Origin of the sequence: Lactobacillus sp. UMNPBX6 (genome assembly GCF_002553975.1) — a bacterium.
In the GTDB taxonomy this organism is placed as follows: domain Bacteria; phylum Bacillota; class Bacilli; order Lactobacillales; family Lactobacillaceae; genus Lactobacillus; species Lactobacillus gallinarum.
The window spans coordinates 1-14,568 of the sequence record NZ_PCZD01000044.1 but is presented as its reverse complement, the minus strand read 5'-3'; the positions used below and the strand labels follow the sequence as shown (position 1 = coordinate 14,568).

At 35.7% G+C, this 14,568-nt stretch carries 18 protein-coding genes; 10 read left to right on the top strand and 8 right to left on the bottom strand.

The genetic code is table 11. The annotated features are described in order from the left end of the window. The 3 genes from CP357_RS07595 to CP357_RS07585 form a co-directional block, all read right to left on the bottom strand. The coding region (locus tag CP357_RS07595; protein ID WP_143468737.1) for a transposase at positions 1 to 661 on the bottom strand (661 nt) is incomplete at its 3' end. A gap of 149 nt (positions 662 to 810) precedes the next feature. Further along, on the bottom strand, positions 811 to 1,182 hold the full coding sequence (gene mscL, locus CP357_RS07590; protein ID WP_025005178.1) for a large-conductance mechanosensitive channel protein MscL: 372 nt from the start codon (positions 1,180 to 1,182) through the stop codon (positions 811 to 813). A 104-nt stretch (positions 1,183 to 1,286) separates the two neighbouring features. Then, on the bottom strand, positions 1,287 to 1,700 hold the full coding sequence (locus CP357_RS07585) for a YslB family protein (RefSeq protein ID WP_087176015.1): 414 nt from the start codon (positions 1,698 to 1,700) through the stop codon (positions 1,287 to 1,289). Positions 1,701 to 1,776: 76 nt separating this feature from the next. On the opposite strand from CP357_RS07585, the gene murI reads away from it, so the two are divergent. Both murI and CP357_RS07575 read left to right on the top strand, forming a co-directional pair. Beyond that, positions 1,777 to 2,580: a glutamate racemase gene (gene murI, locus CP357_RS07580; RefSeq protein WP_098036979.1), complete on the top strand. Its 804-nt coding sequence runs from the start codon at positions 1,777 to 1,779 to the stop codon at positions 2,578 to 2,580. Beyond that, positions 2,580 to 3,200, top strand: coding sequence for an XTP/dITP diphosphatase (locus CP357_RS07575; protein WP_025005175.1), 621 nt, complete (start codon positions 2,580 to 2,582; stop codon positions 3,198 to 3,200). The genes murI and CP357_RS07575 overlap by 1 nt, the downstream gene beginning before the upstream one ends. Before the next feature lie 37 nt (positions 3,201 to 3,237). Here the strand turns inward: CP357_RS07575 and CP357_RS07570 are convergent, their stop codons facing one another. Further along, positions 3,238 to 4,089, bottom strand: a complete 852-nt coding sequence (locus CP357_RS07570) for a mechanosensitive ion channel family protein (RefSeq protein WP_025005174.1) — start codon at positions 4,087 to 4,089, stop codon at positions 3,238 to 3,240. 129 nt (positions 4,090 to 4,218) lie between these two features. Here CP357_RS07570 and CP357_RS07565 point away from each other — a divergent pair, with 129 nt between their 5' ends. Together CP357_RS07565 and CP357_RS07560 are read left to right on the top strand one after the other, a co-directional pair. Beyond that, complete coding sequence (locus tag CP357_RS07565; RefSeq protein ID WP_003627742.1) at positions 4,219 to 4,644, top strand: DUF948 domain-containing protein; 426 nt, start codon at positions 4,219 to 4,221, stop codon at positions 4,642 to 4,644. A gap of 17 nt (positions 4,645 to 4,661) precedes the next feature. Further along, a complete protein-coding gene (locus CP357_RS07560; protein WP_025005173.1) occupies positions 4,662 to 5,030 on the top strand; it encodes a hypothetical protein in 369 nt (122 codons plus the stop codon). Positions 5,031 to 5,095: 65 nt separating this feature from the next. Here CP357_RS07560 and CP357_RS07555 read toward each other — a convergent pair whose 3' ends face one another. Next, complete coding sequence (locus tag CP357_RS07555) at positions 5,096 to 6,202, bottom strand: Xaa-Pro peptidase family protein (RefSeq protein WP_098036978.1); 1,107 nt, start codon at positions 6,200 to 6,202, stop codon at positions 5,096 to 5,098. A 145-nt stretch (positions 6,203 to 6,347) separates the two neighbouring features. Here CP357_RS07555 and CP357_RS07550 point away from each other — a divergent pair, with 145 nt between their 5' ends. After that, entirely contained in the window at positions 6,348 to 7,349 is a 1,002-nt protein-coding gene (locus CP357_RS07550) for a substrate-binding domain-containing protein (protein ID WP_098036977.1), read from the top strand. A gap of 47 nt (positions 7,350 to 7,396) precedes the next feature. Here the strand turns inward: CP357_RS07550 and CP357_RS07545 are convergent, their stop codons facing one another. Then, a complete protein-coding gene (locus CP357_RS07545) occupies positions 7,397 to 8,767 on the bottom strand; it encodes a glycerophosphodiester phosphodiesterase (protein WP_098036976.1) in 1,371 nt (456 codons plus the stop codon). A 93-nt stretch (positions 8,768 to 8,860) separates the two neighbouring features. Here CP357_RS07545 and CP357_RS07540 point away from each other — a divergent pair, with 93 nt between their 5' ends. The 5 genes from CP357_RS07540 to CP357_RS07520 are packed head-to-tail and all read left to right on the top strand — an operon-like array spanning position 8,861 to position 12,578. Further along, positions 8,861 to 9,181 (top strand): hypothetical protein, encoded by a 321-nt coding sequence (locus CP357_RS07540; RefSeq protein WP_025005169.1) that lies wholly within the window; start codon positions 8,861 to 8,863, stop codon positions 9,179 to 9,181. A 14-nt stretch (positions 9,182 to 9,195) separates the two neighbouring features. Further along, on the top strand, positions 9,196 to 10,587 hold the full coding sequence (locus CP357_RS07535) for a bifunctional UDP-sugar hydrolase/5'-nucleotidase (RefSeq protein ID WP_098036975.1): 1,392 nt from the start codon (positions 9,196 to 9,198) through the stop codon (positions 10,585 to 10,587). Continuing rightward, on the top strand, positions 10,571 to 11,194 hold the full coding sequence (locus tag CP357_RS07530; RefSeq protein WP_098036974.1) for a YutD family protein: 624 nt from the start codon (positions 10,571 to 10,573) through the stop codon (positions 11,192 to 11,194). The genes CP357_RS07535 and CP357_RS07530 overlap by 17 nt, the downstream gene beginning before the upstream one ends. Next, on the top strand, positions 11,194 to 11,973 hold the full coding sequence (locus CP357_RS07525; RefSeq protein ID WP_025005166.1) for a TIGR01457 family HAD-type hydrolase: 780 nt from the start codon (positions 11,194 to 11,196) through the stop codon (positions 11,971 to 11,973). Before CP357_RS07530 ends, CP357_RS07525 begins: the two co-directional genes overlap by 1 nt. Beyond that, positions 11,970 to 12,578 (top strand): TIGR01906 family membrane protein, encoded by a 609-nt coding sequence (locus CP357_RS07520; RefSeq protein ID WP_098036973.1) that lies wholly within the window; start codon positions 11,970 to 11,972, stop codon positions 12,576 to 12,578. Before CP357_RS07525 ends, CP357_RS07520 begins: the two co-directional genes overlap by 4 nt. Positions 12,579 to 12,590: 12 nt before the next feature. Here CP357_RS07520 and CP357_RS07515 read toward each other — a convergent pair whose 3' ends face one another. Together CP357_RS07515 and CP357_RS07510 are read right to left on the bottom strand one after the other, a co-directional pair. Then, positions 12,591 to 13,241 (bottom strand): VTT domain-containing protein, encoded by a 651-nt coding sequence (locus tag CP357_RS07515; RefSeq protein ID WP_025005164.1) that lies wholly within the window; start codon positions 13,239 to 13,241, stop codon positions 12,591 to 12,593. Between the two features lie 9 nt (positions 13,242 to 13,250). Then, on the bottom strand, positions 13,251 to 14,246 hold the full coding sequence (locus CP357_RS07510; RefSeq protein ID WP_162606866.1) for an NAD(P)/FAD-dependent oxidoreductase: 996 nt from the start codon (positions 14,244 to 14,246) through the stop codon (positions 13,251 to 13,253). Positions 14,247 to 14,568: the final 322 nt, after the last annotated feature.

Here is a 14,568-nt window from a genome sequence, read left to right as displayed (position 1 = left end):
GAATGGCTTTAGGCTCTTGGGCAATCTCTTCAGTCAGTTTTTCAATTTCAGCTTCGGTTTCTTGCTCTAGCTCTGCTAGGCCTTGGCTGGTTTGGACTTTCTCTTTTTCCATTGCTTTGACGACTTCTTTGGCAATCAGTTCATCATATAGTTCAACCGCTTGAGCTTTAAGCTTTTCATGAAACTGTTCAACTGCCTTGCGCCAGACAAAGCTATAGCGATTGGCATCGGCTTCGATTTTCGTGCCGTCGATGAAGATAGCCCCTTCGTTTATTAGACCTTCCTGCTCTAATAGATTCGTAAAGTAAAGGAAGCATTTCTTGACCAATTCGTTGGCGTGGTCGCTCGATCTAAAATTATTGATAGTATGGTATGAAATCTGCTGGTGCTCAGCTAATACCATCATTGGTAGATTTTCTTCTAGCATCAGTTCGATCTTTCTGCCTGAGAATACTCTGCGAGAATACGCAAAAAGCAAGATCTTGAGCATCATAGCAGGGTGATAGGCCGGACGCCCGGTTTTGGCAGAATCGCCCAATAGGACGTCTTCTGGAATCGAATCGACGAACCAGCCGATCACTGTTGCCAAGTGATTGTTGGGAATAGTAAAGTCTAAATTAAGTGTTAAAGCCGTTTGGCCTGTGGTATAATTTTGATACATTGAGATTGCCTTCTTTCTTTTTAAATTGTGGTGATTTAATAATATCAAGGAAGGCAGTTAAAGTATATAAAAAGAACGATGAAATCGATTAGGAAATCATCGTTCTTTTTTATGTCTTAGGAATTAGTTTTTTCCCAGACACTTTATTTTTATGCTTCTTTTTCTTTAAGAAGATCACGGATTTCTTTTAAGTAGTCTACTTCAGTTGGAGCAGCTGGAGTTTCTTCTTCTTCCTTTTTCGTAAATTTATTAACGGCTTTTACGATTAAGAAGACAATGAAGGAAATAATAAGGAAATTGATGATGGAATTTAGAAAACTTCCGTATCTAAAATTAGCTTCTCCTACTTTAAGAGTTAAGTTAGACAAGTCAATTCTACCGATAAAAAGACCGATGAGCGGATTGATTAAGTTTTTAACAAGTGATTTTACGATTGCTGTAAAAGCTGCACCGATAATCACACCGACTGCTAAATCAATAACGTTTCCGCGTGCAATAAATTGTTTGAATTCCTTAAGCATTTTATTACTCCTATATCTAAATCTAAAAATATTTTAATCTAAGGTAAAGCATATAGTAATAATAAATTATAGTCTATAAAAAAGTTATCTTTTTTGCTAAATTTTTAGCCGAAACGAGCAATGATTTGAACTTTCTTTTCTTTAGGTAAGATAGTAATTTCACTTTCAGTGGTTTTGCCAGTCTCTTTTTGAACGGCTTCAGCGATCATGCCACTTTCAAGAGAAAATTCTTTACTATCACTATCTAAACGATCTTCGATATTTTGACCGCTTAATTCAAAAGTGATGGAGGCTCTTCTTTCTTTGGTTTTTACAAGAGTACCAAATTTAGCCATATGGAAGAAATCAACCAAATCATCAAAATCGCTTAAGTCGTAGTGACGTGAAATTCTTTTGCCAGCCCAATAAAGAATAGGGGCATCGTCATCACCTAAAATAGTTGGTAAAAGAAAGTCACGGTAAAGTTGATTAATAAAATATACGTGTTCGTTTGCGTTTTCTGTCATAAACTTATTCATCCCTTTTATTCTTTTTTATTTTACCGTAAACTAGTAGGAGTAGAAAATAATTTTTTCTTAATAAGAGGTTTTTATTATGGATAATCGTCCCATTGGATTGTTAGACTCGGGTGTTGGCGGCTTTACAGTTGTTAAAAAAGTAATTGAAAAGTTGCCTCACGAATCTACTGTTTTTATTGGTGATAGTGCCAATATGCCTTATGGTGATAAAAGTCGTGAACGAATTATTGAACTTACACGCCGAAGTGTGAAGTTTTTATTGCAAAAGAAAGTAAAGTTGATTATCTTTGCCTGCAACACAGCTACTGCAGTAGCAATGCCAACTTTGCAAAATGAAGTTGAACAACAAGTTATCGGGGTTATTCAATCAGGTAGTTTAGCTGCGGCTAGAACGACTAAAAATAAAAAAGTCGCAGTAGCAGCAACTCCGGTAACGATTAACTCACATGCATATCAAAAAGAAATTAAATTCAGAGATCCTGATATCAAGGTGATGGAAGTTGCAGCGCCAGAGCTTGCTCCACTCATTGAAAGTCAAAAGGATTATGATACAAACTTAGCAGCGGTAAAACGCAGTATTGCCCCACTTAAGGGTCAAGATTTTGATACTTTTGTTTTGGGCTGTACGCATTATCCACTAATTCAAAATGAATTTGCGGAAGCATTAGGTGATAAGATTCAAATCGTAGATCCTGCTGATCAAGTAGCACAATATACTTTTAATGTTATGCGGCGTGATGGTTTATTTAGTTCATCTGATCAAGCTGGAAAACATGAATACTACACCACTGGAGATCCTGATAAATTCTCAGAAATGGGGAGAAGATTTTTAGGACAAGCAGATTTGACTAGTCATCAAGTAGATACGAGGAATTTATAATGACTAAGGAAATTTTATTTGCGACTGGCAATCAAGGAAAAGCTAAGGAATTAAAGGAAGCTTTTAAAAGAGCTGGAGTGGATGTTGAAATTAAAACTAATGCAGATTTAGATAATCCGCCTCATCCAATTGAAAGTGGAAGAACATTTGAAGCAAATGCCAAGATTAAAGCTCATGAGTTAGCAGAATTTTCAGGGTTACCAACAATTGCGGATGATTCAGGCTTAATGGTTGATGCATTAAATGGTGAACCTGGCGTAAGAAGTGCTCGTTATGCTGGTGAAGCTCATAATGATGCCAAGAATAATGCCAAGTTGTTGGCTAATTTAGGCGGTGTACCTGATGAAAAGAGAACGGCCAAGTTTTGGACGACGATCGTTGTTTCAATGCCAGGTGAGTTTGATAAAGATCTAGTTGTTTCAGGTACTTGTTCAGGCCGGATCCTTGCTGCACCACGCGGTGAAGATGGATTTGGTTATGATCCACTGTTCTTTATTCCTGAAAAGGGTAAGACTTTTGCACAAATGACAACAGATGAGAAAAATGAAATCTCTCATCGTGGTAATGCAGTGAGAAAATTGTTGCAAGAATTGCCTGATTGGCTAAAACAATTCAATTAAAAAAGTGTTTAGAATTTTTCGTTCTAAACACTTTTTTCTATGCGCTAGTTTTGATTGTACTAGCAGTTGTTGCAAATTTAATATCATTTTTTTGCAAAGCTTGAATGTATTTACCTAAATATAAATTTTTAACTATCGATTGCTTTTCAGGTTTTACCTTAAAATAAACGCCATAGGTAACTGTGCGTCCATTTTGCCCAGTAACCCCAATAATTGAAGGGCCAGAAGAAACGGTGCCTTTTTCAGGTTTAATTGATTTATTAACCTCTTTAATAATTTTGGTGATATGACTAAAGTCATTGTCTGCATCTAATTCAAGATTAATAGTTAGTCCAATAGCATTATGGGCCAGATTTTGTACAATCGTAATATTGCGGTTAGGAATGTAAATTATTGAACCATCTGATGCTTTTAATCGAGTGGTTCTAAGACCTAATTGATCTACAGTACCGACTTGACCATTAATGGAAACTGTATCGCCGACATCAAATTGGTCTTCACTTAAAATGAAGAAGCCGTTAACTAAATCACTCACAAAACCTTGGGCCCCCATACCTAAGGCAAGAGAGAAAATTCCGGCACTGGCTAATAAAGTTCCCACTGGCACGCCGATAATGGATAAAATACCGAAAAGATAAAAGAATATCAAGGTATATTGAAAGATACTGTTGATTAAAGCAGTAATTGTTTTAGTCCTTTTATTTCTAATTGTATTGTGTCTAGCCAAGTAGTTGTTAATTATCTTGTGACCAAAGTGGGATAAAAGGTAAAAGATTAGGGTAGTAATGGCTAGTTGCCAAATAATTGATAGAAAATTTTGCCCAATTTTGTCCCAATTGAACTGAATTTTATGCATACTGAAATGAGTAGGTAATGTGGGTATTTTCATAAATAGTTTTATAATATCCTTTCTTGAATTTAATAGGTTATAATAAAAGAATAACAAGACATTAATTGAGAATAAAGTATATTCATGCTAGACTTTTTTTAGATGGTATATGGAGGTAGAAGTTAGAAGATGACAATTTCTTATGGTGCTTTAGCAGGTTTAATTGCCGCAATTGCATTCTTAATTTTAGTATTATTTACGATCCCTATGCTTATTCGTACAGCAAAAGTTTTGAAAGAAACAAGTGCTACTATTCAGACAACTAATGAATCAATGAAGAAGCTTTCTGAAGATATGGATGGTCTGATGGATCAAACTCATAATTTATTAGATCAAACTAACGACCTAATGATCGATGTTAATGGTAAAATGAAGACGTTGGATCCAGTAGTAAAAGCTGCTGCTGATTTGGGTGAGAGCGTATCAGAATTGAATGATTCTTCAAAGAAGATCGCTAAACGCTTTAGTAGCAATCATTTTAGTCACGCTGGTCTTGTTTCTTCAATTGCGGCTACTGCTTTTGCAAGACGCAGACGCCGTAGAGGTGAAAATTAATAAAGGAGGATTTCACTATGAAAAAATTTGCAAGTTTCGTATTAGGTGCTGTAGCTGGTTGTGCAGCAGGCTTTATTGCAGGTTCATTACTTGTTAGTGATGAACAAGTTGATGATGTTAAGAACAAGATTAAAGACAACGATAAACTTCAAGATTTGAAGAAGAAGTACGACAATGGTACTGAAATCGTTAAGAATCAATTAGCTTCATTCCCAAAGAACGTTGAAGATGATTCAGAATTAAAGGACTTCGATGACATCGTTATTGATGATTCAAACAAGGACAATGATGTTGCTGATGGCGATAACGCAGAAAAATCAGTTGATGATTTGAACAATGCTGAAAATGACAATACTGCCTCAACTCCAGATAATTCAGAAGAATAATCAATTATTCATCGCAAAATAAAAAGCTGACGTCATGTCAGCTTTTTTTGCGTCTAAATTTTAGATTAATCTCTAACAGGGATAATCTTCAAGTCTTTATTGGTATGTGTAAATGTCTTAAAACCATCCTTGGTTACGACACCACAGTCTTCAATTCTTACTCCAGCAAAGCCAGGGATGTAGATACCTGGTTCAATGGAGAAGCACATCCCCTCTTCAAGAACTAAATCATTGCCTTGAACGATTGATGGATATTCGTGGACATTTTTACCGATACCGTGGCCTAAACGGTGAATGAAGTATTCGCCATAGCCGGCTTTAGTAATGATATCACGAGCAACGCTATCAAGTTCTTCAGCAGTAATACCAGGCTTAGCAGCTTCAATTGCGGCTTGTTGTGCTTCGCGGTCAACTTCGTAAATTTCACGTTGCTTGTCTGATGGCGTACCATAAGCGACTGTTCTACTTGAGTCAGATGCGTAACCATCATGCATAGTACCTAAGTCGAATAAAACTAATTCGTTAGGTTGAACAGTGTTCATAGTTGGACCAAGGTGTGGGTTAGCTGCGTTCTTACCAGCTTGGACGATCGTTTCAAAACTTTCGTGCATTACGCCTTTTTGAATCTTTAATTGGTAATCAATTTGACCAGCGATACTTCTTTCAGTCACACCGGTTCTGATTGCATCAAAACCAATTTGAAAGGCAAAATCAGCTTCGGCACCAGCGCCTTGTAATTTTTTAATTTCTTCTGGTGTCTTGTAAAGACGAAGTCTTTCAATGAATGAAGAAACATCATTAGTAAAACTTGCATTTGGAAATTCGCCGCGCAGGTATTGGTAATGAGCAACGGAAAGATCGTCTTTTTCGATAGCCCAGGTGTGAGTATCTTTAGTTCTCTTTCTTACGTTGTTGGCAATTAATTCCCATGGATCTTCTGAATCAAGGTAACCAAAAACGTCACCGTTCCATTCAGAATCTTTTGCTTCTTCTACATTTAAAGCAGGGCAGAAAATAAAAGGATCTGCATCTTTAAATACGAGCAAAGCAAAGATACGTTCATGAGGATCCATAGAATATCCCGTGAAGTAAGAAATAGTAATTGGATTAGAAATGTATGCAATATCATTGTTTGAATCTTGCAGCCATTGTTGTAATTTATCTAAGTTCATAAATAGCCTCTTTTTTTGTTAGTTTAGTGTCAGTATATCATGTTTTTGTATGAAAAAATGAAAGAAAATCTGTAAACGTTTGCACTTAGAGCAAAATAATGATAAATTAAGGTGAAGGATTTTTCGGAAGGACTGAGAATAAGCGATGCATAAACAAGAAGTTACAATTTATGATGTTGCTCGAGAAGCTAAGGTGTCTATGGCGACAGTTTCTCGTGTTGTTAACGGCAATAATAATGTGAGAAAAGAGACACGTGATCGTGTTCTTGAAGTAATTAAAAGATTACACTATCAACCAAATGCTGTAGCGCAAGGTTTAGCATCTAAGCGTACCACTACAGTAGGGTTAATCGTCCCAGATTTGACTAATTTATATTTTGCAGAATTATCTAAGGGTATTGATGATATTGCACTTTTATACAAGTATAACATTATCATTACCAGTATTGAAAATCGTTTGATGAAGGAAGATCAAGTAATTCAAAGTTTGCTTAATAAGCAAGTAGATGGCGTGATCTACATGTCAAACCGTTTGCCAAACGAAGCTGCAGAAGCATTTAAGAGAGCTAATACTCCAGTAGTATTAGCTGGGACTAAGGATAATCGCGACGAGTTTGCATCCGTAACTATTGATTATAAGAAAGCTGATACCGAAGCATTGAATTTATTAATGCACGATGGCAAGAAGAACTTGGCACTCGTGGTTGGTGATGAAGATGCAGTGGTAAATGGTGAAAATAGAATTCCAGCATACAAAGACTTTATCAAAGAGAATAATCTGGGTGAACCACATGTTTACACCGGGGTTAAGGATTATTCAGATGGTTACAATTTATACCCACAACTCGTTAAAGATGGTATCGATGGTGTAATTGTTACCCGTGATATTTCATCTGTTGGTATTTTGAACTCAGCCATGGATGCAGGCAAGAAGATACCAGAGGATTTGGAAATTGTTACTGCAAGTGCAACTCAACTTGCTTCTGTTGTTCGTCCAGCCTTGACTACAATCAAGCAGCCACTTTATGATATGGGTGCGGTGGCTATGAGAATGTTAACTAAGTTGATGAATAATGAAGAAGTTGACGAAACTCATATTGAATTGCCATATGAATTGGTTAAAAAACAAAGTACTTTAAATCAATAAAAAGTATCAAAAAAAGAAGTAGTTGATAAAAACTGCTTTTTTTTAATTTAGTGAATAATTTGATTAATTTGTTTTCGCTTTTGCCAATAAGTTGATGTGAAGATTAATTTATTAGGATTGAAAGGCAATAAAACTAAGTTCGTGTATTTGCTTACTCGTGGCAAGTTGTTATATTGCTGAAAAGCTTTTTTATTGAAAAAGCCGTAGAAAAGTATTTGATCAGCCTTAATCCAACCTTTCTTGGTGTAAAGCCACATGTTCTTAGGACCGCCATTAAAGTTTTGAATTTTAAATAATGTGTTAGCAGGCAAGAATTTCTTTGTTTTTGCTTGATTGTCAGGATAACTATAAATTGCTACTTTAGTGTTAGGCTTAGCAATTATTTTTTTATTTTCATAAGGTGCAATATCATTACGGCGTAAATCTAAGTTGACGAATTCCGCTGAAATAAAAGTTTTTTCTGCTATCTGATAGTATAATTTGTTGTCGACTCGCACGCCGTAAGTTACATTAACTTTTTGGTTAGGTCGAACGTATTTCTTTTCCTTAATTCGGACATAGGGATTCATCATAGTAGGGGTCTTAGTTTTACCAAAATAGATTCCTGTTCGATTGATAGCATATTTTTTAGTACCACTTTTGGCTAATTTATATTTAAACCCAGTAGCGGGGAAGTTGGTAACGACCCCATCGACATTACGATTAATTAACCAATGCCAAAGAGCAGGTGATTCATCCATTTCTGCCCAGACAAATAATTGTTTATGCAATTTGTGGAGCCAGTGAATTAAGAAGGGATGATCTTGAACAATGTCAGAAGCGGCGTTTACGGCATTTACTTGAGGCAAAATACTGAAGTTAATACGTTTTAAGCTACCTACAATGAAGATTAAATAAGCATCAGGCATTATTTTTCTAAAATGAAACAGACTTGCTGCAGAAAATGAATGAATCATGATGCGTTTTTGCATATGATACTTCTTAACTACTGCAGCAATTTTATCTTCTAATTCGTAAGATGGGTTGATACTATGATCAATCTTGGTTTCTAAAACAAATTTGGCGCTAGGTTTATTTTTATAATGCTCAAATAATTCATTAAGCGACATTACGTGTTCGCCATTATCATACTTTAGCTGTTTAAGTGTCTCAAAGTTATTTTGTGATACAATTGCATGTGTATGAGTGACTCGCTCAAGGTCGTCATCATGAGAGATGACTAAAACTCCATCTTTGGAAAGTTGGAGATCGAGTTCGACGTAATCAGCACCGGAATTGAAGGCAGAATCATCAGACTGAATAGTTTCTTCAGGATACTTGATGGGATCGCCGCGGTGACCAACAACAGTAAAACCACTTGTTGTTAAAAAGATTAAGCTAAAAAAAAGAGCCCAAAATAGTTGGCTTTTAAATTTCATATGTGTACACCTCTATCGCATATTAACAATAGCATGGTTACACATTTTTTTCTATTTATAGTATGATTCTGTTATTCCAAAAGGGTGAAATTGATGGAACAATTGGATTTAATTGAAGAGATTACCAGAAATGATGGTAGTCGTTATTATGAAATTTCTAATATTGATCAAAATGGAATTGCTGAATTAGCGGTGGACCATGGTGAAATTAAAAAAGTACGGATATTACAGTTGAATATTCCGCGTACTACTGCATTAATTGAGTATGAAAAATATATCAATGATACTTATGATTTGCAGACATTGACTAATGAAGATGATTGGAAAAATCCTAAGTGGGTAGAATGGGATAAACCTAAAGGCAAAATTTTGGATGCTTATCACATGATATTGAAGGCCAATCGAATTGGATAGAAAGTGGTACAAAAATGGAAACTTTGCGAATTTTACATACTAATGATCTACACTCACATTTTGAACACTTTCCTAAAATTGGGCGCTATTTAAAAAAGGCTCAGGCAGATACTTCAGTTGATGAAGTTTATACTTTTGATGCCGGTGACTTTATGGATCGTTCGCATCCCTTAACCGATGCAACTGAAGGCCAAGCTAATATTAAATTAATGAATGGCTTTCACTATGATGCGATCACGATTGGCAACAATGAAGGAATATCTAATCCGCACTGGGTGTTAGAAAGATTGTTTGATCATGCTGATTTCCCAGTAATTTTGGCTAATTTGCGTGAAGAAGACGAATCCATGCCTAAATGGGCAGTGGGTCATAAAATTATTAAAACCAAGAAAAACACGCGAATTGCTTTAATCGGCCTTACTGCAGCATATCCCATGACTTATGGTCCTAATCACTGGCATGTCAAAATGCTAGGTCATGCAATGGATCAACAATTAGCTCAAATTAAGGATCAATATGATGTTTTGATTCTGATTACTCATGTAGGACTTAAGATGGACCGCTGGCTTGTCAAGAATTATCCGCAAATCGATCTGATCGTTGGTGGTCACAGTCATGATCTATTAGCTCATGGTGAAAAAGTTGAACATACTTGGATTACTCAAACTGGAAAATGGGGTAATTACGTTGGCGATATTCATGTTGAACTCGAAAACCACCATGTAACTAAAATCGTACCTGATACGATTCCTACAGCTTCAATGCCAGAAATGCCAGAAGATGAGGCAGTTATTCAAGGCTACTATGATAAAGGTCAAAAACTTTTGTCTGAACATAAAGTAGCTAAGCTGCCTGAAAAATTTAATGATGACAAAATTGCGGCAGTTCAAGTTTCGCTTGATGCGATTGCTAATTTTGCCAAGACAGATTTAGCAATTTTGAGTTCAGGATTATTTTTGACCCCATTTAAGAGTGGAGTTTTAACTCAGTATGATTTGCAAAAGGCATTGCCACATCCTATGCATGTTGTGCGTTCTACCTTAAAAGGCAGCGATCTTTGGCGTTTAGTAATGGAAATTGAAAAGAATCGCCATTATTTGGATCATTTTCATTTGCAAGGGATGAGCTTTAGAGGCAAGATCTTTGGGCAAATGTATTACAAGGGAATTAAAGTAGATACTCGTAAGCGAATCGTTTATGCCAATGGTCATGAGATTGATCCAGAAGAAGAGTATCAAATCGCTTGCCTTGATCACTATGTATTAGTGCCATTCTTCCCGACTTTAGCTATTGTTGGTGAAAATGAATTCCTATTCCCTCAATTTTTGCGTGAAGTTGTTGGCAATTATTTAGCTAAAATATACCCACTATCATCGAGAAGTGAAGTAAATGACAGAAAAAAATAAAACTAATTCAGAAAAAAGCGCAGAGGAAAAAGTAAATAAATTTGAAGAAGAGCAGCCTTTGCGTCATCCGCTTGCTAACGTAGCACAGGATGGTAAAAGTATAAAAATTAATGATCAGTTATATACAATTGTCACTAATGAACGGAATGCGCTCGATCTAGAAATGCTCCGTAAAAAATATGATCCATTTTTGGATCAATATGATTATTTAGTAGGGGATGTTTCAAGTGACCACCTGCGCTTAAAAGGCTTTTATAAAGATGAAGCTCGCACTTCGATTGATAAAAAAGAGATGGCGATCGTAGATTATTTAACTGAATATTGTAATCCGGGTGGGCCGTATTTTATCTTGGAATTAACTAATCCTACTCATCATTATTCACATCAAAGACCGCGCAAACCGCATTATGAACGTGAACGTAATCGTAAGAATGATCGCTTCCACTCACGTCGACGTCACGGCAAGGGATATCGTAAAACTGAAAATAATCCATTCAAGAAGCGTCGAGTTCATCAAACCAAATTTAAAAAGAAGCAGTCAATTGCAGTCAAAAAAGAATTTGGACGTCATCATTCTTTTATTATTAAGAAAAGAAAGGGAAACTAGTGAAAGATTACCGGGTATTTTTAATTGACTTAGATGGGACAGTTTATCGTGGCAAGGATACTGTTGAATCAGGAGTAAGATTTGTTCATCGTTTAATTGAGCAAAAAAAAGATTATTTATTTTTAACCAATAATACGACTAGAACACCTCAAATGGTGGTCGATAAATTAAAGAGACACGGGGTAGAAACCGATACTGATCATATTTATACGCCAAGTATGGCGACAGCCAGTTATATTTTGAGTCAGAATAAAGATCATTCAAATAAAAAGATCGGTTTATACATCATTGGCGAAATCGGCTTATGGAGAGAGCTATTGCAGCATCCTGAATTTGAACTTAATGAGGAAAATCCTGATTACGTTATTGTCGGGATGGACAAGGATTTGACTTATCATAAAGTTCGTGTAGCCTCAAGAGCGATTAGACGCGGGGCTACTTTTATTGGTACTAATGCTGATATGAATTTGCCTACAGGGGATGAATTAATCCCAGGCAATGGATCTCAGTGCGTTTTTGTTGCAGCGGCTAGTGGGGTAGATCCGTTATACATTGGTAAACCAGAATCTATCATCGTAAAAAAGGCTTTAGCTAAAGTAGGATATTCTAAAGATGATGCCTTACTAGTAGGTGATAACTACGATACTGATATCAAAGCAGGTTTTAATAGTGATGTAGATCAATTATTAACTTTGACGGGTGTAACTCAAAAAGAAGATATTGTTGGCAAACGCCAACCAACGTATGTGGTTGATAACTTAGACGAATTCGAACTATGATTACAAAAGATAATTTTTTTGGACTGATATATCATTTTTTGTTTGCCATTTCGAGTAGTGTAGTGGGAGCTATTGTCGCTAGCTGGCCGCTTTTGTTTATTTTTATGCTGGTACAAAAGACATATGAGACTGTTCACATGTCTTTATTTCAAGTAATGCATAATTATAACCAGTTGATGATTTATTTGATCTGGCCCTTTAAAAAGCGGCTTAAAATGGATAATTTTCCCACATCCGCTAATGCAGCAGAACATTTTGCGGAATGTAAGCAATTATTCGTTTTTGCTGTACTCGTATTTATTGTTTGTTTAATGCTGTATTTTGTTTTTAAAAAGCGTAGAAAAAAAGCGCTGCTTAGCTTGGATAAATCTGCAGCACTTATTTTATTGTTATTGCCAATCGTAGTATTTCCTTTTGCAGTAACCAATTTTGATAGTTTTTTTATAATTTTTCACCACATGTTGTTTAACAACAATGATTGGTTATTCGATCCGAATACTGATCCGATAATCAATGTGTTAACCGAAGGCTTTTTTGCATCTTGTTTTGCAGTAGCCGGGATTATTTACGAATTATATTTTGCTGAAAAGTTGTTACGAAGATAAAAAAGAGTTCCATTAGTGGAACTCTTTTTTGAGTGAGATTTTTTTCTTCAAAGCTACGATGGCAATTGGAACAACTGAAACCAGGATGATGGCAATTACAATCATTGAGAAATGATCTTTTACTACAGGGATGTTACCAAAGAAGAATCCGATAACAGTAAATAATCCTGTCCAAAGTAAACCACCGATAATATTATAAGCAATAAATTTACCGTAATGCATTTTGCTACCGCCAGAAATAAAGGGGACAAATGTCCGGATAAATGGAATAAATCTTCCGATCACAATTGTAATTGGACCATGGCGTTCAAAGAACTTTTCTGCAGCTAGTCGATTATTTTGATTGATTAATTTATTGAACCAACTGTGTTTTTCACCTGCTCTAGTAGACCATGCTCCAATTTCATAATTGGCGGTGTCACCTAGTATGGCAGCTAAGGCAACGATTAAATATATTAGCCAAATATTTAAACCATATTTTGGGTTAGCGGCCATCGCACTAGCGGCAAAGATAAGTGAATCACCTGGCAAGAATGGGAAAATAACTACACCAGTTTCAATAAAAATGATGGCGAACAAGATCAAGTAAGACCAACCACCAAATTGGTTAACGATTGTGACCAAGTGGTCATCAATATGTAAGATAAAATCGATTAAAGTCATTTCTTTCTCCTAAATGCTAGTTGAGTGAATGGTTAAAGTTTTTTCTGGAAATAGATCACGCATAATAGAAGTAATAGCGATTTGAGCTTCTCCAAAACCTAAAGCAATTAGAGGAACCCGTCCAGGATAGCTTACTACGTCTCCAGCAGCATAGATTCCATCAATGTTGGTTTTCATCGTTGGATCAACAGCAATATTAGTTCCGTTGAGCTCGATTCCCCATTTTTTTACAAAACGATTATTAGCTTTGAAACCATAAGCGACAATAATTTGATCAAACTGCTCATGGCGTGGTTGAACATCACCCATACCTTTAAGAGTTATATCCAATTGATTATTAACTAATTGGATGTCCTTTGGAAGATAGGGAGTTAAAATTTCGACGTTTGCTAAAGAACGAAGCTTTTTAACGTTGGATTCAAGACCGCGGAATTCATTACGACGATGGATAATTTTGACATTTGTATAATTTGCTAATTCAATTGCTAAATCAAGAGCAGAATCGCCTCCACCGAAGACGCCTATCTTTTGGTTGGCAAAATCTTTAGGGTCTTTAATGAAGTAGTGGACTCTTTTTTGAATATCTTCATTCATCTTCAATGGTAATTCTTTAGGTTTGAATGCTCCTGCGCCTGTAGCAATAATAATGCTTTTGGCTAATACCATATCATCTAAGATGAAACCGTCGTCGCTTTTTTTAACATCATTAACTTTATGATTAGTAATAATTTCGGTTTCCTTTGGTAAACCTGATTTTAAATTTTGGATTAAGGCTGTTCCACTGATTGTATTATAAGCAGGGATGTCACTAATTTGTTTAAATGGATAAAGCATTTGGGGCTGACCACCAACCTCAGATAATGAATCGAAGATTAAATTAGACAAGCCATGCAAGTGAGCAAAATGAGCTGCAAATAATCCAACAGGACCGGCACCTATAATTGCGAGATCAACTTTTTTAATTTTTAAAACCTCCTCTAAGTGTTGATGTATCAACTTTAACATGATTTAAGACAATAATCATTTAAAATTTGTACTTGTTTAAATCTGTTGACTAAGGTATATTAATTAAGTCGTCTTTTGAAGGACAGATTTAATTAATAAAAAAATACTTGCAAAACCAAGTTAAGTATTATATATTAATAAAGTCGTCTTGAGAGATGACGAAGAGCTTGAGAGCTTTAAAAAAAAGTTTTTGAAAAAAAGACTTGCAAAGTTAAAGCAAAACGAGTAATATATTTAAATGTCGTCAGGCGAGAGCCAAGGCGGCAGAAAACAAATCAAAAAAGTTCTTGACAAAGGATTTGAGATTTGATAAAATATAAAA